The 20,496-nt window shown below is 60.2% G+C and carries 15 protein-coding genes; 9 read left to right on the top strand and 6 right to left on the bottom strand.

The window, feature by feature from the left end; translation table 11 throughout:
• Positions 1-5: 5 nt before the first annotated feature.
• Together IB254_RS25230 and IB254_RS25225 are read left to right on the top strand one after the other, a co-directional pair.
• Positions 6-827: a carbon-nitrogen hydrolase family protein gene (locus IB254_RS25230; RefSeq protein WP_192420059.1), complete on the top strand. Its 822-nt coding sequence runs from the start codon at positions 6-8 to the stop codon at positions 825-827.
• 245 nt (positions 828-1,072) lie between these two features.
• Entirely contained in the window at positions 1,073-2,398 is a 1,326-nt protein-coding gene (locus IB254_RS25225) for an APC family permease (protein WP_192420057.1), read from the top strand.
• A gap of 114 nt (positions 2,399-2,512) precedes the next feature.
• Here IB254_RS25225 and IB254_RS25220 read toward each other — a convergent pair whose 3' ends face one another.
• From IB254_RS25220 to IB254_RS25200, 5 genes are read right to left on the bottom strand one after another with little or no spacing between them, the layout of a single operon-like run.
• A complete protein-coding gene (locus tag IB254_RS25220; RefSeq protein WP_192420055.1) occupies positions 2,513-3,919 on the bottom strand; it encodes an ATP-binding protein in 1,407 nt (468 codons plus the stop codon).
• Positions 3,916-5,727, bottom strand: coding sequence for a DAHL domain-containing protein (locus IB254_RS25215; protein WP_192420053.1), 1,812 nt, complete (start codon positions 5,725-5,727; stop codon positions 3,916-3,918). Before IB254_RS25215 ends, IB254_RS25220 begins: the two co-directional genes overlap by 4 nt.
• On the bottom strand, positions 5,724-6,683 hold the full coding sequence (locus IB254_RS25210; RefSeq protein WP_192420051.1) for a cytochrome-c peroxidase: 960 nt from the start codon (positions 6,681-6,683) through the stop codon (positions 5,724-5,726). The genes IB254_RS25215 and IB254_RS25210 overlap by 4 nt, the downstream gene beginning before the upstream one ends.
• A gap of 44 nt (positions 6,684-6,727) precedes the next feature.
• Complete coding sequence (locus tag IB254_RS25205) at positions 6,728-8,602, bottom strand: putative bifunctional diguanylate cyclase/phosphodiesterase (protein ID WP_192420049.1); 1,875 nt, start codon at positions 8,600-8,602, stop codon at positions 6,728-6,730.
• Positions 8,599-10,905: a putative bifunctional diguanylate cyclase/phosphodiesterase gene (locus IB254_RS25200; protein WP_192420047.1), complete on the bottom strand. Its 2,307-nt coding sequence runs from the start codon at positions 10,903-10,905 to the stop codon at positions 8,599-8,601. Before IB254_RS25200 ends, IB254_RS25205 begins: the two co-directional genes overlap by 4 nt.
• A gap of 258 nt (positions 10,906-11,163) precedes the next feature.
• Between IB254_RS25200 and IB254_RS25195 the strand changes: the two genes are divergently transcribed.
• The 4 genes from IB254_RS25195 (at position 11,164) to IB254_RS25180 (ending at position 14,317) form a co-directional block, all read left to right on the top strand.
• A complete protein-coding gene (locus tag IB254_RS25195; protein ID WP_192420045.1) occupies positions 11,164-12,537 on the top strand; it encodes an HD domain-containing phosphohydrolase in 1,374 nt (457 codons plus the stop codon).
• Between the two features lie 184 nt (positions 12,538-12,721).
• Entirely contained in the window at positions 12,722-13,156 is a 435-nt protein-coding gene (locus tag IB254_RS25190) for an NUDIX hydrolase (RefSeq protein ID WP_192420043.1), read from the top strand.
• Positions 13,157-13,178: 22 nt separating this feature from the next.
• Entirely contained in the window at positions 13,179-13,817 is a 639-nt protein-coding gene (locus IB254_RS25185) for a LysE family translocator (RefSeq protein ID WP_192420042.1), read from the top strand.
• Positions 13,818-13,819: 2 nt separating this feature from the next.
• The gene (locus IB254_RS25180; protein ID WP_192420108.1) at positions 13,820-14,317 is read left to right on the top strand and encodes a GNAT family N-acetyltransferase; all 498 of its coding nucleotides are present in this window, start codon (positions 13,820-13,822) and stop codon (positions 14,315-14,317) included.
• 153 nt (positions 14,318-14,470) lie between these two features.
• Here IB254_RS25180 and metR read toward each other — a convergent pair whose 3' ends face one another.
• Positions 14,471-15,388, bottom strand: coding sequence for a transcriptional regulator MetR (metR, locus tag IB254_RS25175; protein ID WP_008032216.1), 918 nt, complete (start codon positions 15,386-15,388; stop codon positions 14,471-14,473).
• 108 nt (positions 15,389-15,496) lie between these two features.
• On the opposite strand from metR, the gene metE reads away from it, so the two are divergent.
• From metE to IB254_RS25160, 3 genes are all read left to right on the top strand, one after another.
• Positions 15,497-17,809: a 5-methyltetrahydropteroyltriglutamate--homocysteine S-methyltransferase gene (gene metE / locus IB254_RS25170; protein ID WP_192420040.1), complete on the top strand. Its 2,313-nt coding sequence runs from the start codon at positions 15,497-15,499 to the stop codon at positions 17,807-17,809.
• Positions 17,810-18,050: 241 nt separating this feature from the next.
• Entirely contained in the window at positions 18,051-19,085 is a 1,035-nt protein-coding gene (locus tag IB254_RS25165) for an alpha/beta fold hydrolase (RefSeq protein WP_192420038.1), read from the top strand.
• A gap of 208 nt (positions 19,086-19,293) precedes the next feature.
• Positions 19,294-19,959 carry a DsbA family oxidoreductase gene (locus IB254_RS25160; protein WP_192228565.1) on the top strand — a complete coding sequence of 222 codons (666 nt, stop codon included), beginning with the start codon at positions 19,294-19,296 and terminating at the stop codon, positions 19,957-19,959.
• Positions 19,960-20,496: the final 537 nt, after the last annotated feature.

Below are 20,496 nucleotides of genomic sequence, written 5' to 3'. Positions count from 1 at the left end.
TACCCATGAAGGTCGAACTCGCCCAACTGGCGGGCCGTGACAACGACACGGCTTACAACCTCGAACGCGCGCTGGCGGCGATTGCAGCCTGTGCCGCCGACACGCAGTTGATCATGTTTCCCGAAAGCCACTTGATGGGCTTCCCGTCGGCCGAGACGGTGGCCGCCGTTGCCGAACCGCTGAACGGTCCGACCGTCAGCGCAATCGTCGCCGCGGCCCGCGAGCGCAACATCGCCGTGGTGATCGGTACGGCGGAAAACGACAACGGTCGTTTTTTCAACACCACGCTGCTGATTACCCCGCAAGGCATCGCGCTGAAATACCGCAAGACGCACCTGTGGGCGTCGGACCGTGGCGTGTACGAGCCGGGCGACCGCTACGCCACGTGTTTGTGGAACGGCGTGCGGGTCGGCCTGCTGATCTGCTACGACATCGAGTTCCCGGAAACCGCCCGCGCCCTGGCGCAACTGGGCGCCGAATTGCTGATCGTCACCAACGGCAACATGGACCCTTACGGCCCTACGCACCGCACCGCGATCATGGCCCGCGCCCAGGAAAACCAGGCGTTTGCGCTGATGGTCAACCGCGTGGAGGCGGGCGATGGCGGTTTGTTGTTCGCCGGCGGCAGTGCGCTGGTGAATCCGCTGGGCACGCTGTTGTTCGAGGCCGGGCGCGAGGAAGGGCAGTTTGCGGTGGAGCTGGATTTCAGCCAGCTGGAAGCGGCGCGCCAGGATTATCGGTACCTGGATGATCAGCGGCTGAAGTTGCCGGGGGAGAGGGTTGAGCATGCTTCTGGATTGCGGGAGCTGCTGATTCCCAAGAATTGATCCGGATTCTGTGTCGCTCGGGCTGACGCCATCGCCGGCAAGCCGGTCTCGCTCCCACAGGGATCTTCAGTGATTACACAATTTGTGAGCGCCCGCGATCCTGTGGGAGCGAGCCTGCTCGCGATGAGGCCCTGACAGGCAACACATCTTTGTCGGTCTGAAACCAAGAACAACAAACGCAACACCCGTAATTTGCGCCGAACTCGGCTCTGCCATAAATCCAATAAAATTCGGAGTAGTCGCTCATGGCTCGTTTGCAACGCACCCTGTCATTGGGGTCGGTGGTGCTGTTTGGCATCGCCTACATGACGCCGATCATTGTGCTCGGCACTTTCGGCATCCTCGCTCAATCCACCGCTGGCATGGTGCCGGCCGCGTACCTCGCGGCGCTGGTGGCGATGTTCTTCACCGCCATGAGTTATGGCCGGATGGCCTCGGCATTCCCTGTCGCTGGCTCGGCCTATAGCTACGTGCGCAAGGCGATCAGCCCGAAACTCGGTTTCATCGCCGGTTGGGCGGTGCTGCTCGATTACCTGTTCCTGCCGATGGCAATCTGGCTGATCGGCGCGGCTTATCTCAACTCCGCATTCCCGGCCGTGCCGCAATGGATCTGGGTGCTGGCGTTCATCGGCATCACCAGCGCAATCAACATCGTCGGCCTGAAACTGGCCAACGGCATCAACGCCTTGCTGATGCTGGTGCAGTTTCTGGTGCTGATTGCCTTCGTGGCGCTCTGCGTCCACTACGTCGGCGGCGATGCGAGCACGCCGTTGTGGTCGGTGAAACCGTTCTTCAACGGCGACATGCAGATGCCACTGATCATGAGCGGTGCCGCCATCGCCTGTTACTCGTTCCTCGGTTTCGACGCGGTCAGTACCCTGACCGAAGAAACCCGCGACCCGCGCCGCACCATCCCGCGTGCGATCATGCTGATCACCCTGATCGGCGGGCTGATCTTCGTCGGCGTGTCGTACTTCGTGCAGATCGCGCACCCGTCGTTCCAGTTCGACAGCGTCGATTCGGCGGCCTATGAAATTGCCCGCAACATCGGTGGCGACCTGTTCGTGTCGATCTTCCTGATTGGCTTGATCGTCGGTCAATTCGCCTCGGGGCTGTCGGCTCAGGCCAGCGGTTCGCGCCTGCTCTACGCCATGGGCCGCGACGGTGTGCTGCCGAAATCCTTCTTCGGTACGTTGCATGAACGTTTCGGGACGCCGATCAACAGCATCCTGCTGTGCGCAGTGGTGGCGTTGCTGGCGCTGAAACTGGACGTCACCACCTCGACCTCGTTCATCAACTTCGGCGCGTTCCTGGCGTTCAGCCTGGTGAACCTGTCGGTGATCTTTCATTACTGGATTGGCGGCGAAAAAAAGGGGCTGCGTGAGTGGGTGCTGTTCCTGATCTTCCCGTTCATTGGCCTGGCGGCGGATTTGTGGCTGATGGTCAGCCTCGATCACCTGGCGATTTACCTGGGCCTGAGCTGGCTGGCGATTGGCGTGGTGTACCTGGCGGTGCTGACCGGCGGATTCCGTCGCCAGCCGCCGGAGATGGATTTTCAGGAAGCCACCTAACGCATACCGAACACCTTTGTAGGAGCCGGCTTGCTGGCGATGCGTGCGACGCGGTGAATCAGGAACACCGCGTTGAATCGATCGCCAGCAAGCCGGCTCCTACAGGGGCGGTGTTCAGGCTGCGGGTTTTGATTGGTGGATCGGCAATTCGACGCGGAAAGTGCTGCCAACGCCGACTTCACTCACCACCGAAATATCCCCCCGGTGTTTCTTCACGATGCCATAGGACAGGGACAACCCAAGCCCGGTCCCCTGGCCCACCGGTTTGGTAGTGAAAAACGGGTCGAAGATTTTTTGCAGGCTGGCCGGCGGGATGCCGGTGCCGGTGTCGGCGACTTCGATCCACACCTTTTCACCGTCGATCCCCGTGCGCAGGGTGAGGGTGCCGCGTTCCGGGCCGATGGCCTGCGAGGCGTTGACGATGAGGTTCATGATCACCTGGTTGATCTGCGAGGGCAGGCATTCGATGTCGGGGAGGGGCTGATAGTCCTTCACCACATCGGCCTTGTACTTCAGTTCATTGGCCACGATGTTCAGCGTCGATTCGATGCCTTGCTGCAGATTCGCCCACTGCCATTCCTGGTTGGAGTCCGCCCGCGAGAATTCCTTCAGGTCTTTGACGATCTGCCCGACGCGGCTGATGCCGTCCTTGGATTCCTTGATCAGCAACGGGATGTCGTCGCGCAGGAATTCCAGTTCGATCCGCTCACGCAGTTGTTGCAAGCGTTCGACCAGCTCGCTGGAACCTATTGCTTCTTCCGCATCCCGATAAGCGTCGAGCATTTCCTGCAGCTGTTTGAAATAGCCATCGAGGGTGCCGAGGTTGGAGGAAATGAAACCGATGGGGTTGTTGATTTCATGGGCGACGCCGGCCGCCAGTTGCCCCAGTGACGCGAGTTTTTCCGACTGCACCAATTGCGATTCAAGCTGTTTGCGTTCGTCGATTTCCCGTTGCAATGCCTCACTGGCCTGTTTGAACTGGGTCGTTCTCTGGTCCACCAGATGCTCCAGGTGGCTCATCTGCACAAAGGCCCGTTCGGTCATGTCCCATTTGGTCAGCAGGGTGTTGGCCATCTGCTGGACTTCAATGTTGTCGAACGGCTTTTTCAGAATCAGCAGACGGTCGTGCGCCTGCAAACGGTCCAGCAGTTCATCCCAGGAATAGTCGGAGTAGGCGGTACACACCACCACTTGCAGGCGCGGGTCTTCCTGCCACAGATGCTCGATGGTTTGTGCGCCGTCCCAGCCTTCGGGCATGCGCATGTCGACGAAGGCCAGCGCGTAGGGCTGGTTTTGCTGCAAGGCTTCTTGGAGTTTGCCCAGGCCCTCTTGGCCGCCATACGCCGAATCCAGTTCGAACAGCGCGCGGGTGGATTTCACTTCACTGCCGAACAGCGCGGCCTCCATCTCGTCCAGCTCGACGGTCTGCACGGGCGTCGGCGTGAGGATCTTGCGGAAATCCACGTGAATGGACGGCGTGTCATCGATCAGCAAAATGCGGCGGTTCGACAGTTCGCTCATGCCTCCTCCATGACGGTTTTCAGCGGGATCTGCAGGGTGAACAGCGCGCCCTTGCCCGGCCCGTCGCTGTGGGCGGTGAGGTGGCCATTCATCTCGATGGCTGCCAGTGCGCAACTGTGCAGACCAAAGCCGTGACCTTCCTTGCGGGTGGTAAAGCCGTGGGCAAAGATGCGCGTCATGTTTTCCGGGGCGATGCCTTCGCCGTCATCCTTGACGCTGACTTGCAGCGTGGCGTCGTCGACCACTTTGACCCCGAGGGTCATTTGTCGCGGGCGGTTGCTGAGGTCGGACATCGCGTACTTGGCGTTGCTGATCAGGTTGATCAGGATCAGCAGCAACCGGTGCTTGTCCCCCATGACCTGCGGCACCTCGCCGTACTCCTTGACCACCGTGACGTGATGCCGGGTCAGCGCGCCGGAGTTCATGCGCAGGGCATCCTCCAGCAATTCGCTGATGTGCAGCGGCTCCACCAGGCTGTTGGCGCCCGCGTAGGATTGCTGGGTAGCAACGATGTCCTTGATGTGGTCGACACTTTTGCTCAGTTGGGCCAGCTCGTCGCTCATGCCTTGCTGTTCGAGGGCGATGGCTTCGACCAGTTGGTTGAGGTAGCCGGGCAGCAACTTGCCTTTCTCGTCCTGGGTCAGGAAGGTGCCGAGGTCGCCGGGGTGTTCGTTGATCAATTGCATGGCTTTGCCCAGCCCCTGGGCCTTGCTGGCGCGCAGTTTGCGCGAGACCAGGTCGGCCGAGATGTTGACGCTGTTGAGCACGTTACCGACGTTGTGCAGCACGTTGGTCGCGATTTCGGCCATGCCCGCCTGGCGCGCGGTGTCGAGCAGTTCGCTCTGGGTGTCCTTGAGTTCCCGGGTGCGCTCTTCCACCCGCAGTTCCAGGTCGTCATTGGCGGCCTTCAGGGCCTTGTTGACACGATTGATGATGGTGAAACTGCGCATCAGGTGAATGGCCAGGTACACCAGCAGCAGGACCAGCAGCACAGAGAACACCAGCATGTAAAAGTGATAGCGCTGCTCGACAGCGTCAGCCTGTTGCTGGTCCTTGTTCAATAGGCTGGTGATGTCGTCCAGACGCTCGGCGACGGGAACTGCTTCGATATTTTCCAGCAAGCGGTTGACCACCGGTTGTTCGCGCAGAATCAGCGAAATGTGGGTGCTCAGAATATCGATCGGGCTGTGAAACTGCTCGGGCAGTCGCACCTTGTTCACCCCCAGCTTGTTCAGCCCGACCAGAATGTCAGCAGCCTTGTCGTCGGAAGTGACCTGGGCGTATTCCATGCTGCTGAGCAGCAAATCGTAAGTGTCGGTGGCGATGTTCTGCAGTTGCAGTTTATCGCCATCGACCAACCGGGCCAGTTGCTCCTGAATGTCGTCCTCGGCTGTGGGCAGGAACGCCAGTGAGTTGCGCAGCAGCGCGTTGTGGGACTTGAACTGCTCTACCAGACGGGTCTTTTCCTCGATGGCGGCCAGGTACGCATCATGGCTGGAGCGCCAGATCGGCGAGTCGTTGCGGCCGTGGTTCGACTCCATGGTGTCGAACCGCTCCCACAGCTTTGTCATCTCGGTCAGCGGCGCGACCAACGGATCGTAGTTGTGGTTGGTGGCGATCCTGGCCTTGAGAATCTCGGTTTCCCATTGCGCGTTGAGCTGTTTGATCCGGCCGATCAGGTCCCGGGATTCGGCGTAGGTCGACGTCTCGTTCGAATTCGATTTGAGGTACAGGAACAGCAGCGTCGAGGCCAGTAACAAAGCGACGGCGCCCAGCAGTGCGAGGCTGCGACGACGGGATATTTTCATAAGGGTTTGCCTCCCCATTCACCGGTCAGGGTCTTGAGGAATTTGATGATCAGGGTTTTGTCCTCGGCGGAAGGAATGCGGCCGAGCTGGAACTTGAACATCACGTCCACCGCCTCTTCCAGCGTGTTGGCCGAGCCGTCGTGAAAATACGGTGCGGTCACCGCGACATTGCGCAGGCTCGGTACCTTGAACACGTTGCGGTCCTCTTCATCCTTGGTCACCAGATAGCGACCCAGGTCGGAGTCGGTCGGGTTGCCGCGAACCTTGAAGTAATCGCCCATGACGCCGAACTTCTGGAACATGTTGCCGCCAATGTTCACGCCTTGATGGCAGGCGATGCAGCCATAATCCTTGAAGCGTTGGTAGCCGTACTTTTCCTCGGTCGTGAGGATGTCGGTGTCACCCAGCAGGTATTGATCAAACCGCGAGTTGCGGCTGAGCAGCGTTCGTTCGTACGTGGCCAGGGCGTTTTGCACATTGTTCATGGTCACACCGTCCGGGTAGGCGTTGGTAAATGCGCTGCGGTAATCCGTGTCTGCGGACAGTACTTCCACCACGTGCTCCCAGTTGCTGCCCATTTCGCTGGGGCTTTTCACCACTTCATGGACCTGGGATTCCAGGGTGTCGGCGCGCCCGTTCCAGAACTGCCGGAAGTTCAGGGTGGCGTTGAACACGCTGGGGGTGTTGATCGTCACTGGCTGACCTGCGAAGCCGATGGAAAACGCCTGGGTGTCGGCCCCACCGTTTTCCAGTCGATGGCAACTGGCACAGGACAGCGTGTTGTTGACCGACAACCGCGTTTCATTGAACAACTGGCGACCGAGTTCGACACGCAGAGGATTCTGTGCAGGCGCCACCGGCAGTGGCTTGAGGGGTTCGTTCAGCGGCGCGGCGACGGTATTCAGACAGAACCCGAGCAGCGGTACCAGGAGCAGGTAGTGAATGGACGGCGACATCTGATGATTCCTTGGCTGATAGCCCGTGTGTCGTTACGCATCGTTCACGTGGCGGTAAATGGAGCAGGTTTTACCGATTCAAGGTATTGGGCGAAGGCGTCCGGTTCGACGGCTTTGCTGAAGTAGTAACCCTGGCCTTCTTCACATTGATGGGCCTTGAGGAAATCCAGCTGTTCGAGGGTTTCCACCCCTTCGGCGATGATGGTCAGCTTGAGGCTGCGGCCCAGGCTGATGATGGCGCTGACCAGCGCGGCATCGTTGCTGTCGGTGCTTAAACCGCGAATGAACGACTGGTCGATTTTCAACACGTCGATGGGAAAGCGCCGCAAGTAGCTGAGGCTGGAGTAGCCGGTGCCGAAGTCATCGATGGCCAGCCGGATACCCATGACCTTGAGTCGGGTAAGGGCGGTGACGGTGGTGTCGATGTTTTGCATCAACACGCCTTCGGTGATTTCCAGTTCCAGCAACGCCGGTTCCAGTCCGGTTTGTTCGAGGGTCAGTCCGATGCTGTCGACAAAGTCGCGCTGGCGGAAATCGATGGCCGACATATTTACCGACATGCATATTTTTGGCAGCCCTTCGGCCTGCCAGGCGCAGGCTTGTCGACAGGCCTCGGCCAGCACCCATTTGCTCAGCGGCACGATCAGACCGCTGTCTTCGGCCACACCGATGAACTCCGATGGGTAGACCAACCCGTGCCCCGGTTTCTGCCAGCGGATCAACGCCTCGGCGCCAACCACCTGACCGCTGTTCAGATCCAGTTTGGGTTGGTAGTGCAGGATAAACTCGTTGCGCTCCAGCGCCAGGCGAATACCGGTTTCGATACTTTGCTGATCCCTGGCGCGCTGGTTCATTTCATCGATGAAAAAGCTGAAATCATTCGGGCCGCTTTCCTTGATGTTGCGCATCGCGGTCTCGGCTTTTTTGATCAGCTCGATCGCTTCGAGGCCGTCATCGGGATAAATGCTGATGCCCAGGCTCGCGGTCACGCTCAAGTCGTGGCCAGCGATATGCAGGGGTATGCGAATGGCGCTCAAGAGTTTTTCGGCGATGCCCCTGGTCTGTTGAGGGTGGCGAATGTCGGCGAGGATGACCACGAATTCGTCGGAGCCATAGCGAAATACCGAATCCGACTCGCGTACGGTGGCCACCAGATTGCGGCTGACCTGTTTCAACATCTCGTCACCGGCCGGATGGCCGAGCGCATTGTTGATGCGCTTGAAGCGGTCGAGCCCCAGAAACATCACCGCCAGTTGTTTGTCATTGCGTCGTGAAAGGGCCAGCGACTGGTTCAACCGGTCACCCAGCAACGTGCTGTTGGGCAACTCGGTCAACACGTCGTACTGCAGCAGGTGCGACACCTTGAGCAGCTCGTGAACCCGCGCCTCGATGGTTTGCTCCAGGCTCAGCACTTTCATCGCCGCGTCCTGCGCCATCTGCCATTTCCAGGTCAGGGCACTGGCCATCTGGCGGATTTCCAGGCTGTCGAAGGGTTTTTTCAGCACCAGCATCTGGTCGCCGAATTCCAGCCGTTCGGTCATCGCTTCCCAGGTGTAATCCGAAAAAGCGGTGCACAGCGCGATTTCCAGGTGCGGGTCGGCTTGCCACAGTTGCTTGATGGTTTCCAGGCCGTCCCAGCCCGGCGGCATGCGCATGTCGGTGAACACCAGCGCATAGGGACGACCTTCAGCCAAGGCGTGTTTGACCAGTTCGAGGGCTTCCTGCCCCTGATACGCCGAGTCGAGCTGAAACGTCAGGCGATCCGTGTGCGGCGTGCCGAACAGTGCGGCTTCTGTGCCAGCGAGGGTCTGTTCATCGTCGGTTTCGGGGCCGAGGATCTTGCGGAAGTCATCATGAATCGAAGGCGTGTCGTCGACGATCAGGATGCGCCGGTTGGTCCGCACGCAAGGCACTTTCATCCTTTGTCCTCCGTGGACCGGTGCGGGTTGTCCCGGATCGGCCCGATGTCGTGCGTTGTCGGCACGATGCTTCCGGCTTTCAGCAACTCGGCGGCCTGCTGGCTGCTGACCGCTTTGCTGAAGAAGTAACCCTGGGCGTTCATCGGCGACCCGGTGGCCATCAATGAACTGCGCTGTTCCTGGGTTTCGACACCTTCGGCGATGATTCCGATCCCCACGTCCCGGGCGAAATTGATAATGGCGCGCAAGGTGTTGGCACTGGCCGGATCGCGGGCGGCGGTATCGATGAAAGGTTGAGCGAGCTTCAGGTGATTGACCTGATAGGTCTTGAGGTAATCGAACGACGAATACTCGGTGCCGAAGTCGTCGATGGCAATCTTCACCCCCAGCTCCCGCAGGCGCGGCAGCACATCGTTGTGGGTCCATTTGGTCTGGGCCAGCGTCGCCTCGGTGACGTCGAAGCGCAGGTCCCAGGCGCAGAGCTCCCAGCGCGCGGTGGTGCGCAACACGTCATAAATCAGTTCCGGGCCGCTCTTGAGCTGGGCCAGGGACAGCTTGATCGCAATCACCGGTGGCGCGACACCTTCATCCCGCCACTGGCGCATTTGCCGGCAGGCGCGATCGAGCACCCAGTGACCGAGGGCGATGATGGTGCCGGTCTTTTCGGCGGCGGGCAGGAACGCGGGGGCTTCCAGCAAGCCGCGTCCGGGGTGATTCCAGGTGACCTGCGCTTCCATCCCGAGGATCTTGCCGCTGCTCAGGTCCACTTCCGGCCAGTAACGCAGTTCGAGTTCTTGACGCTCGATGGCCTCTCTCAATTCGCTGGCGATGGTCATGCGCTCGACCATCTCCTGATTGATCTCTTCGGAGTGGAAGTGGTACTGGTTTCGGCCCTTTTCCTTGGAGCGATAGAGCGCCATGTCGGCCTGGGTCAGCAGGCCGTCGGCGCTGGTGCAGGCCGGGCTGTAGCTGCTGATGCCGATGCTGACCGACACCCGGACATCGTTGCCGGCCAGGGAGTAGGGGAGCACCAGCGCGTCGCGGACCTTGGTGGCCAGGGACGCGGAGTGGGTCGGGTCGCTGACGTCCAGTTGCAGGATCGCGAACTCGTCGCCGCCAAGGCGGGCGACGATATCGTTCTCACGTACGCAAGCCTTGATCCGCCGGGCGACTTCTTGCAGCAACAGATCGCCCACCGGGTGCCCGAGGGTATCGTTGATGCGTTTGAAGTGATCCAGGTCCAGATAAAAGATGGCAAACGGGGTCGCGCCACGACGCGCAGCGGCGAAGGCCTGGTGCAGCCGTTCGATCAGCGTCGCGCGGTTGACCAGCCCGGTCAGCCCGTCGGTGCGCGCCAGCAGGAAGATTTTCTCCTCGGCCAGCTTGCGCTCGGTGATGTCGATGATGATGCCTTCGACTTCCAGCAGGCGGCCTTCATCGTCGCGCACCGGGATGTAGCGGTTTTCCACCCAGCGCCAGGCACCTTCGCCAGTGCGCATCCGAAACTCGATGGAAGCTCCGGCGGCATGGCGGTCCAGCACCCGCGCCATCGCCGTGTCGACTTTCGCTTGATCGTCGGGATGAATCAGCTCCCGGGCCCAGTTGGCCGAGGCCACCAGTTTTGCCGCGACATGCCCATATTTGGTGATGTTGTGCGAGATGTACATCAGTGGAAACGATGGTTCGCCCCGCAGCCGATAGAGAATGGTCGGGCTGTTCTGCACGATGATGTTGGCATCGGACAGTTCCCGGGTACGCTCCTCGACCGCTTGTTCGAGCAGCGACATCTTCAGCGCCGCGTCTTCGGTCATTTGCCACTTGGCGGTCAGGGCGCTGGCCATCTGACGGATTTCGATGGCATCGAACGGTTTCTTGAGAATCAGCAGGCGGTCGCCGAGTTCCAGGCGTTCGTCGATGTCTTCCCAGGAATAGTCGGAGTAGGCCGTGCATAGCGCCACTTGCAGCTTCGGATCGACCTGCCACAGCCGTTCGATGGTTTCCAGGCCGTCCCAGCCCGGCGGCATGCGCATGTCGATGAAGGCCATCGCATAAGGCAGGTCATTGGCCAGGGCCGTCTCGACCTTGTCCAGTGCTTCAAGGCCCTGAAACGCCGAGTCAAGGGTGAAACTCTGCAGCGTGACGGCCGCCGTGGTGCCGAACAGGGCGTTTTCAGCGCTGGTCAGGCTGTCGTCATCAAACGATGGCGGGCTGAGGATCTTGATGAAGTCCTCGTGGATTGAAGCGGTGTCGTCGACGATAAGAATCCGACGATTGGTCCGCGACAGCAGCGTATTCATCGCCATATGCCGGGACCGACAGCGTTTTGATACACCGTGTTCATAAGGGGCATCCTTTCCCTGACCACCTGGCCGAACGTACAGATAATGGATCCGAGTGAAGTGAGCATAGTCGCCCGGATCAGACTTCGCGCAACTGACTGAAACGAATCATTACGGTGGTGGGTCGAAAATCATCTAGCCTGTAGGTCAGGATCCGGCAATAGGGGATGTTTGCCCGGTTCCCGACATATCGCTGTAACCGTTTTCGCCCGAGGTAATGCCATGGAAGAGCAACTCCCCACGACGTCCACCTATAAACCCACAGTGCTGCTGGTCGACGATGAGGAGTCCATCCTCAACAGCCTGCGTCGACTGTTGCGCGGCCAGCCCTACGACGTGTTGCTGGCCACCAGCGGTGCCCAGGCCCTGGAAATCATGGCGCAGCAGCCCATCGACCTGGTGATGAGCGATGCGCGCATGCCCAATATGGACGGCGCCACGCTGCTGGCCCTCATCCATCAGCGTTATCCCGATACCGTGCGCATCATGCTGACCGGTTATGCCGATCCGTCAGCCATTATCAAAGCCATCAATGACGGGCAGATTCACCGTTACATCAGCAAACCCTGGCACGATGAGGAAATGCTTTTGGTACTGCGACAATCACTCGCGTATCAGCATTCCGAGCGTGAAAGGTTGCGTCTGGTCCAGGAAACGTGGGATCAGAACCAGGAATTGAAACTGCTCAACATCACCCTGGACAAACGCGTCGCCTCCCGCACCGCTGAACTGCAACAGACCGCCGACATGCTCGACCTGGCCTACGAAGAGCTCAAACGCAGCTACGTCACCGGCACAGAAATGTTCTCGCTGCTGGCCAACCTGCGCATGCCGCCGGCCAAGCAGACCAACCGCCAGATCATCGAACTGGTGCGGGTGTACTGCAAACTTCATGGCCTGGACGAAGGCACCAGTCGCGACCTGACCATGGCGGCGGCGCTCTACAACATCGGCAAGCTGAGCTGGACCGACAGCATGATGACCGCCCCCGCGGACCTGCTGCATCACAATGATCGCGAGCGTTATCGCAATTACCCGAAGCAGAGCGAATCCCTGTTGATGACGCTCGATCCGATGAAGGACGCTGCCCGTCTGATTCTTCACCATCAGGAGCGTTGGGACGGCAGCGGTTTTCCCGACCGGCTCAAGGGCGAGGCGATACCGGTCGGTTCCCGGCTGTTGAAACTGGCAGTGGATTTCATCGAGTTGCAGCGCGGGTTGATCCTGGAACGGCAGATGAACAGTGATGAGGCGCTGGTGTATATCCGCAGCTATGCCGGAAAACTCTACGACCCCGAGATGGTGGAGGATTTCATCAAGGTGTGTGCCGCGTACCTGAGCGATGTGTCCCTGGCCGATCCGACGGTCAAGGTCATGACCACCCGGGAGTTGGCTGCGGGGATGATCCTGGCGCGCAACCTCAACGCCGACAACGGCATGCTGTTGCTCAACGCCGGCAAGGTGCTGAACGGACCGCTGGTGGAAAAGCTGATCGCCTTCGAGGCCATGGAGGGCGCGAAATACAGCATTTTCGTGAAGGTGCCGGAAGAAGTGAACGGCGCGATTCTCGAGATGGAACAGGTTCATCCCCTGTAGGAGTGAGACCGGCTTGCCGGCGATGAAGACGACGCGGTTTTTCAGGTACAGCGCGTCATCGTTCATCGCCGGCAAGCCGGTCTCACTCCTACAGGGGCGGTGTTTCGCAGCGATTTTTTCGGCGTGACGACATACCGATACACATGTGATCCTTGCACCTTTCAGCCAAGGCCACGCCTCCCCCATGACGCTTGCATCCGCCACTTCCCCCCGCATCATCCACATCGCCGCCGCCCTGTTGATCGGCCCCGACGGTCGCACGCTGCTGGTGCGCAAGCGTGGCACTGAAGCTTTCATGCAACCGGGCGGCAAGATCGAAGCCCATGAACAACCGGTTCACGCCCTGGTGCGTGAGCTGGAAGAAGAGTTGGGATTGGCCATCGATCCGGCGCACGCCACTTATCTGGGGCAGTTCTCGGCACCGGCCGCCAATGAGCCAGGTTTTGTCGTACAGGCCGAACTCTTTCAGCTGACTATCGATTCAGACGTATCGCCTGCGGCGGAAATCGAAGAGGTGCGTTGGATCGACCCCGCCACCGACGGCGATGTGACGCTGGCGCCATTGACACGCGACCTGATCCTGCCGTTTTATCGAGCCTCGCTGAGCGCAATCGCCTGATCATTCACGCCAAGGAACCGCCATGATCCCGCTTCAAGATTTGCTGATTTTCGCCGCTGCCGCGTTGCTGATGGTACTGACGCCGGGACCGAACATGATCTACCTGATCTCTCGTTCGATCTGTCAGGGGCGCAAGGCTGGGATCACTTCGTTGCTCGGTGTGGTGGCGGGTTTTTTTGTGCACCTGTTCGCTGCGGCAGCGGGATTGACGGCGGTGTTCCTCGCGGTGCCGATGGCTTATGAAGTGTTGAAATGGGCCGGCGCGCTGTACCTGGTGTGGCTGGCCTGGCAGGCGGTCAAACCGGGCGCGCGTTCGCCGTTCGAGGCACAGCAGTTGCCGCCGGACTCCTCGCGAAAATTGATCACCATGGGCTTTTTGACCAGCGCCCTGAACCCGAAAATCGCGGTGTTTTACCTCTCGGTGTTTCCGCAATTCATCACCCCTGAGCACGGTTCGGTGTTCAACCAAAGCATCATCCTCGGCCTGACCCAGATCAGCGTCAGTTTCAGCGTCAACCTGCTGATCGCGGTGTTCGCCGCCGGCATCGCATCGTGGTTCGTCAACAACCCGACCTGGCTGGCGGTGCAGCGTTACTTCATGGGGTTTGTGTTGGCGGCGCTGGCCGTGCGGCTGATGCTTGAGCAACGACGGACGGCGTGAACATGTGGATTGAACGGCTTGATGCCAGCCATGCCCTGGATTATCGGGCGTTGATGCTCGAAGCCTACGACCTGCATCCCCAGGCGTTTACCTCCACCGTGCGCGAACGTGCCACGATGCCGCTGAGCTGGTGGGAATCGCGCCTGACCAGCAAGCTCGATGTGGTGTTCGGGGCGTTTGAGGACGGGAAGTTGGCAGGCATCGTCGGCCTCGCCTTCGATCCTCGGGAAAAGGCCCGGCACAAGGCGACGCTGTTTGGCATGTACGTGTCCAGTCAGGCCCGCCAGCGCGGGCTCGGTTATCAACTGGTGCAGGCGGCGTTGGCCGAAGCGCAAACCCACCCGGGCTTGAGGCTGATTCAACTGACCGTTACCGCCGGCAATGACGCGGCGTTCAACCTGTACCAGCGATGCGGCTTCATCCAGTTCGGCCTCGAACCGCTGGCGGTGCGGGTGGGCGAGGACTACTTCGACAAGATTCATATGTGGCGCGAGATCTGAACCCACCACGATCCATATGCGACGCGAAATCTGAATCCACCACGATCCCCTGTAGGAGCCGGCTTGCTGGCGATGGCGGTGTATCAGGCGCCATTGATATTGACTGATCCACCGCTATCGCCAGCAAGCCGGCTCCTACAGGTCTGTGTTGTGCTAACGGACGGCGCTGACACCATCGAGTGTCGAGAACGACGTATCTTTTGCCGTCAGCAGGAAGTCGCGCATATACGGCGCATCCAGCATGTCCGCACGAACCGCCGCGTACAACGTCGCAAACAATCCCTTCTCGCCCAGCCGCTTGGCCTTCACGTAGCCCCGTGAACTGTATTCATGCAGCGCCCAGTGCGGCATGCCACACACGCCACGCCCGCTGGCAACCAACTGCATCATCATCACCGTCAGTTCCGAGGTACGGACCTGGGCCGGTTCGATGTCGGCCGGCTCCAGGAAGCGGGTGAAGATGTCCAGCCGGTCACGTTCCACCGGGTAAGTGATCAGGGTTTCCGTGAGCAAATCCTCCGGAACGATGTACGCCTTGTTCGCCAAACGGTGCTGATTGGCAACCGCGAGCATGGCTTCATAAGTGAACAACGGCACATAGGTGATCCCGGCCAGTTCCAGCGGATCGGAGGTCACCACCAGGTCCAGATCACCACGGGCCAACGCCGGCAGTGGCGCGAATGAGAAGCCCGAGGCCAGGTCCAGCTCGACTTCCGGCCAGGCATCGCGGAACTGGTCGATGGTCGGCATCAGCCACTGAAAGCAACTGTGGCACTCGATCGCCATGTGCAAGCGCCCGGCGGTGCCACCGGCCAGCCGCGCGATATCACGCTCGGCGCCGCGCAACAGCGGCAGGGTGGCGTCGGCCAGTTGCAGCAGGCGCAAGCCGGCACTGGTGAAGCGCACCGGTTTGGTCTTGCGCACAAACAGCGGCATGCCCATGCGCTCTTCCAGCTCCTTGAACTGGTGGGACAGCGCCGACTGCGTCAGGTGCAGGCGGTCGGCGGCATCGACCAGGCTATCGGCTTCGCGCAAGGCGTGCAGGGTCTTCAAGTGACGGATTTCAAGCACCGGAGGGCTCCATGAGGAAAACTTGTGATCAACACGAAAAGGTTGAGTTTGTCTCATGTTGGGTTGGCTGTCGACAATAGCGCCATCTTTTACAAGGAGAAACTCACCATGGCTCTGGCCCACACACTTGGTTTTCCGCGCATCGGCGCTGACCGCGAACTGAAAAAAGCCCTCGAATCCTACTGGAAGGGCGATCTCGATCAGGACGCGCTGAAAAGCGTCGGCCGCCAATTGCGTGCCACCCACTGGCAATTGCAGAAAGACGCCGGCATCGACCTGCTGCCGGTTGGCGACTTCGCCTGGTACGACCAGGTCCTGACGCACTCCCTGACCTTCGGTGTGATCCCGGAGCGTTTCGACAGCGCCAAGAATGCCAGGGGCCTGCCGACCCTCGACACGCTGTTTGCCATGGCCCGTGGCGCTACCACCACTTGCTGCGGTGGCGAACACAGCAAAGCGCAATATGCCCAGGAACTGACCAAGTGGTTCGACACCAACTACCACTACCTGGTCCCGGAATTCAGCGCTGACCAGCAATTCAAGCTGAGCTGGGAACAGCTGTTCGACGAAGTCGACGAAGCCAAGGCCCTCGGTCACAACGTCAAACCGGTGATCATCGGCCCGCTGACTTACTTGTGGCTGGGCAAGGCCAAAGGCAACGACTTCGACAAGCTCGACCTGCTGGAACGCCTGCTGCCGATCTACGGCGAAATCCTCGGCCGCCTCGCCGCACAAGGTGTGGAGTGGGTGCAGATCGACGAACCGATCCTGACCCTCGATCTGCCGCAAGAATGGAAAAACGCCTTCGAACGCGCCTACCACATCCTCCAGTATTCGCCGCTGAAAAAGCTGGTGGCGACCTACTTCAGCGGCCTGCAAGACAACCTCGGCCTGGCCGTCGGCTTGCCCGTACAAGGCTTGCACATCGATGCGGTGCGCGCCCCCGACCAACTGCTGCATGTGCTCGATCGTCTGCCGACCTACAAGATTCTCTCGGTGGGCCTGGTCAACGGCCGCAACGTCTGGCGCTGCGAACTGGAACCGGTGCTCGCACAACTGCAATTGGCCCAGGAACGTTTCGGCGACAACCTGTGGGTCAGCAGTTCCTGCTCGCTGCTGCACAGCCCGGTAGACCTGGAACGCGAAGACAAACTCGATCCGGAACTGAAAAGCTGGCTGGCGTTTGCGGTGCAAAAGTGTGGCGAAATCGCCGTGCTGCGCGACGCGCTCAACGATCCGCAATCGCCCAAAGTGCAAACCGCGCTGGCACACAGCCGGGCGATTCAGGCCAGCCGTGCCGAGTCGCCGCGTATTCACAAAACCGAAGTGCAAGCCCGCATCAATGCCATCAGTGCAGCGGACAGCCAACGCCAATCGCCGTTCGCCAAACGCATCGAGCAACAACGTGCGCGCTTGAAACTGCCGACATTCCCCACCACCACCATCGGCTCGTTCCCGCAGACCGGTTCGATCCGTCTGGCGCGACAGGCCTACAAGCAAGGCAAGCTGTCAGCCAACGACTACACCGACGCCATGCACCACGAAATTCGCCACGCCGTGCAAGTCCAGGAACGTCTGGGGCTGGATGTGCTGGTACACGGTGAAGCCGAACGCAACGACATGGTCGAGTACTTCGCCGAGCAACTGGACGGCTACCTGTTCACCCGTTTCGGCTGGGTCCAGAGCTACGGCTCGCGCTGCGTGAAACCGGCAGTCATCTATGGCGACCTGAGCCGTCCGAAAGCCATGACGGTCGACTGGATCAGCTACGCGCAGAGCCAGACCGACAAGGTCATGAAAGGTATGCTCACCGGTCCCGTGACCATGCTGATGTGGTCGTTCCCGCGTGAAGACGTTTCGCGCAAAGTCCAGGCGCAGCAGTTGGCGTTGGCCCTGCGTGACGAAGTGGTCGACCTGGAAAGCGCCGGCATCAAGATCGTGCAGATCGACGAAGCCGCGTTCCGCGAAGGCTTGCCACTGCGTCGGGCGCAATGGCAGGAATACCTCGACTGGGCGGTGGAAGCGTTCCGCTTGAGCGCCTCCGGCGTGCGCGATGAAACCCAGATCCACACGCACATGTGCTACAGCGAATTCAATGACGTGATCAAGGCGATTGCCGACATGGATGCCGATGTGATCACCATTGAAACCTCGCGTTCGGACATGGAATTGCTGGAAGCCTTCGAAGCGTTCGACTACCCGAATGACATCGGTCCGGGCGTCTACGACATTCACTCGCCACGCGTGCCGGACACGGCCGAGATGGTCAAGTTGATGAGCAAGGCCGTGAAGCGCATTCCGGCAGAGCGGTTGTGGGTGAATCCGGATTGCGGTTTGAAGACCCGGGCATGGCCGGAGACTGAAGCGGCATTGGTGAACATGGTGGCGGCGGCGCGGCAGTTGCGCAGTCAGCTGGCTTAAGGACGCCATCGCCGGCAAGCCGGTCTCGCTCCCACATTGGATTGATGTTGATCACAGATTTTGTGCACGACATCAATCCAATGTGGGAGTGAGACCGGCTTGCCGGCGATGAACGATAACGCGGTCTTGAAAAATGACCGTTCAGCACTCTTCATCAAACTGTCACGTAACTGTGGCAGCGCGCTTCAACAAACTTCATCAGACTCGCGCTCTACTGGGGTTCTGCGTTTCGGTGTTTTTCATGCGTGCACGATTTTTATCAACGGCGGCCTTCCTGGCCGCGTTGTTCTTTGGCCTTCCGTCCTTTGCGGCGTCTCGATGCGATGTCAATGTTCCGACCGAACGGGTCGATCTGGCGCAGGTGACCCTGGCGTACCAGAGCATCGGCCGCGCCTCCGACCCGGCGTTGCTGTTGGTGATGGGCCTGGGCGGGCAGTTGATTCACTGGCCGGACGAGGTGGTGGTCGCGCTGTGTCAGCAAGGCTTTCGGGTCATTCGGTATGACAATCGCGATGTCGGCCTGTCCACCTGGCGGCAATCGCCTGCCGACGCCAACCTGACCTTCGAAGTGCTGCGCTACAAACTCGGTTTGCCAGTATCGGCGCCGTACTCCCTGACCGACATGGCCGACGATGCGCTGGGCTTGATGGATGCCTTGCACGTCGAGCAATTCCACGTGCTGGGCGCGAGCATGGGCGGGATGATCGCCCAGCACATGGCGGCCATGGCGCCGCAGCGGGTCGAGAGCCTGACTCTGATCATGACCAGCTCCGGTGCCGAAGGCTTGCCGGCGCCGAACGCGGCGCTGGTGCAACTGCTTTCGCGGCGTGGCGCGCCGAATCGTGAAGTGGCGCTTGAGCAGCAAGCTGATTTGTTGGCAGCGCTGGGTAGCCCGTCGGTGAGTGATGATCGGCAGGCGCTGTTGCATCAGGCGGCGCTGTCCTATGACCGTGCGTTTAACCCCGAGGGCGTGAAGCGTCAGATCATGGCGATCCTCGCGGAGCCGAGCCGGGTGGCACTGCTCAATCAACTGCGGGTGCCGACGCTGGTGGTTCATGGCACTGCCGATCCGCTGTTGCCGGTAATGCATGGCGTGCACCTGGCGGCGCATATTCGAGGTAGCCAGTTGAAGCTGATTCCGGGGCTGGCCCATCGTTTTCAGGAAGCCTTCAAAGCGCCATTGCTCGCGGCGGTGCTGCCCTATTTGCAGGCCCATCGCGAGGACACTTCGCATTGGGCACAGATCGATCCGGTGGTCGAACACAACCTCTTGTAATGATGATGCCCTCAACGACGATGCGGGGTTTGAAGGCCCCATCGCCAGCAAGCCAGCTCCTACAGACCGGGTTGACACACCTGACCTTGTAGGAGCTGGCTTGCTAGCGATGACGGCCTGACAGCCAACCAATTTCTGGCAGGTGTACTCAGACCCACAGGTGTATCGTTCAACTTTTCCGGCCCGTATCCAGCCCGCGAGGTGAGTGATGAGTACCCCCCTGAAAATCGATTTCGTCAGCGACGTGTCCTGCCCCTGGTGCGTTGTCGGGCTGTACGGCCTGACCCGTGCCCTGGATCTGCTGGGGGACGAGGTCCAGGCCGAGATCCGTTTCCAGCCGTTCGAGCTGAACCCGAAGATGGGCCCGGAAGGGCAGAACATCACCGAACACATCACCGAGAAATACGGCTCGACCCCGGAGCAGTCGCAGAAGAACCGCGAAATGATCCGTGCGCGTGGCGCCGAAGTCGGGTTCGCCTTTCGCACCGACGGCAACAGCCGCATCTACAACACGTTCGATGCGCATCGCTTGCTGTACTGGGCGGGGCTGGAAGGGTTGCAGTTCAATTTGAAAGAGGCGTTGTTCAAGGCGTATTTCACGGAGGGCGGCAATCCGTCCGACCACGCTCAGTTGGCTCAGATTGCGCAAAGTGTTGGTCTGGACCGGGAGCGGGCTGAGGCGATTCTGGCCTCGGACGCGTTCGCTAAAGAGGTGCGTGAGGAAGAGCAGTTGTGGTTGTCGCGGGGGGTGAGTTCGGTGCCGACGGTGGTGTTCAACGGGCAATACGCCGTCAGTGGCGGGCAGCCGGTGGAGACGTTTGTGGGGGCGATTCGGCAGATTATGAGTGAATCAAAGGGCGGGACTGTAAGCTGATCGCGGGGTCGCCGAATTCCTGTGGGAGCGAGCCTGCTCCCACAGGTAATGCTGTTCAATTAAGAGTTTTTTTGGATTGGATGGGGGGCATATCCGTTGCTGCGGTAACGGCCGCTATTGGTTTCGCTTTTACAGCGAGTCACTTGGAAGAGCCCCAAGTAACCAAGGGCTCTTGCCCCTTTCGTTCGGTGCCTCGCCTAGGCTCGGCATGCCCTCGCTCCGGTCCTGCTCCGTGGGCCCGCCGCCATCGGCCATCCATGGCCGGGGGCGGCTAACCCGGCATCCATGCCGGGTTGCCCACTGCGCAGAACCTGCGCTCGGCCTCTCGAGGGGGCGCTCAGATCAAAAGCGGAAGGCGAGCTAACGCTCGGCCTGATGAGTGGTGGGAATCAAAAGCGTATGGGATTCCCTGTAGGAGCCGGCTTGCCGGCGAAAATCGTCTGGACGACGCGTTCATTCAGACAGCCCGCGTTATCGTTGACGTCCATCGCCGGTAAGCCAGCTCCTACAAGGGAAATGCATATGCGTTTGGATAAA

Source organism: Pseudomonas sp. PDM03 (assembly GCF_014852385.1).
Taxonomy (GTDB): domain Bacteria; phylum Pseudomonadota; class Gammaproteobacteria; order Pseudomonadales; family Pseudomonadaceae; genus Aquipseudomonas; species Aquipseudomonas migulae.
Note: the sequence above shows the minus strand (reverse complement) of the source record. Positions and strands in the feature narration are given on the sequence as shown.

What these genes read in the sequence shown, in the direction of transcription:
- IB254_RS25230 (WP_192420059.1), top strand. Translation starts at nt 6, where the DNA reads ATGAAGGTCGAACTCGCCCAACTGGCGGGCCGTGACAACGACACGGCT.
- IB254_RS25225 (WP_192420057.1), top strand. Translation starts at nt 1,073, where the DNA reads ATGGCTCGTTTGCAACGCACCCTGTCATTGGGGTCGGTGGTGCTGTTT.
- IB254_RS25220 (WP_192420055.1), bottom strand. Translation starts at nt 3,919, where the DNA reads ATGAGCGAACTGTCGAACCGCCGCATTTTGCTGATCGATGACACGCCG.
- IB254_RS25215 (WP_192420053.1), bottom strand. Translation starts at nt 5,727, where the DNA reads ATGAAAATATCCCGTCGTCGCAGCCTCGCACTGCTGGGCGCCGTCGCT.
- IB254_RS25210 (WP_192420051.1), bottom strand. Translation starts at nt 6,683, where the DNA reads ATGTCGCCGTCCATTCACTACCTGCTCCTGGTACCGCTGCTCGGGTTC.
- IB254_RS25205 (WP_192420049.1), bottom strand. Translation starts at nt 8,602, where the DNA reads ATGAAAGTGCCTTGCGTGCGGACCAACCGGCGCATCCTGATCGTCGAC.
- IB254_RS25200 (WP_192420047.1), bottom strand. Translation starts at nt 10,905, where the DNA reads ATGGCGATGAATACGCTGCTGTCGCGGACCAATCGTCGGATTCTTATC.
- IB254_RS25195 (WP_192420045.1), top strand. Translation starts at nt 11,164, where the DNA reads ATGGAAGAGCAACTCCCCACGACGTCCACCTATAAACCCACAGTGCTG.
- IB254_RS25190 (WP_192420043.1), top strand. Translation starts at nt 12,722, where the DNA reads ATGACGCTTGCATCCGCCACTTCCCCCCGCATCATCCACATCGCCGCC.
- IB254_RS25185 (WP_192420042.1), top strand. Translation starts at nt 13,179, where the DNA reads ATGATCCCGCTTCAAGATTTGCTGATTTTCGCCGCTGCCGCGTTGCTG.
- IB254_RS25180 (WP_192420108.1), top strand. Translation starts at nt 13,820, where the DNA reads ATGTGGATTGAACGGCTTGATGCCAGCCATGCCCTGGATTATCGGGCG.
- metE (WP_192420040.1), top strand. Translation starts at nt 15,497, where the DNA reads ATGGCTCTGGCCCACACACTTGGTTTTCCGCGCATCGGCGCTGACCGC.
- IB254_RS25165 (WP_192420038.1), top strand. Translation starts at nt 18,051, where the DNA reads ATGCGTGCACGATTTTTATCAACGGCGGCCTTCCTGGCCGCGTTGTTC.
- IB254_RS25160 (WP_192228565.1), top strand. Translation starts at nt 19,294, where the DNA reads ATGAGTACCCCCCTGAAAATCGATTTCGTCAGCGACGTGTCCTGCCCC.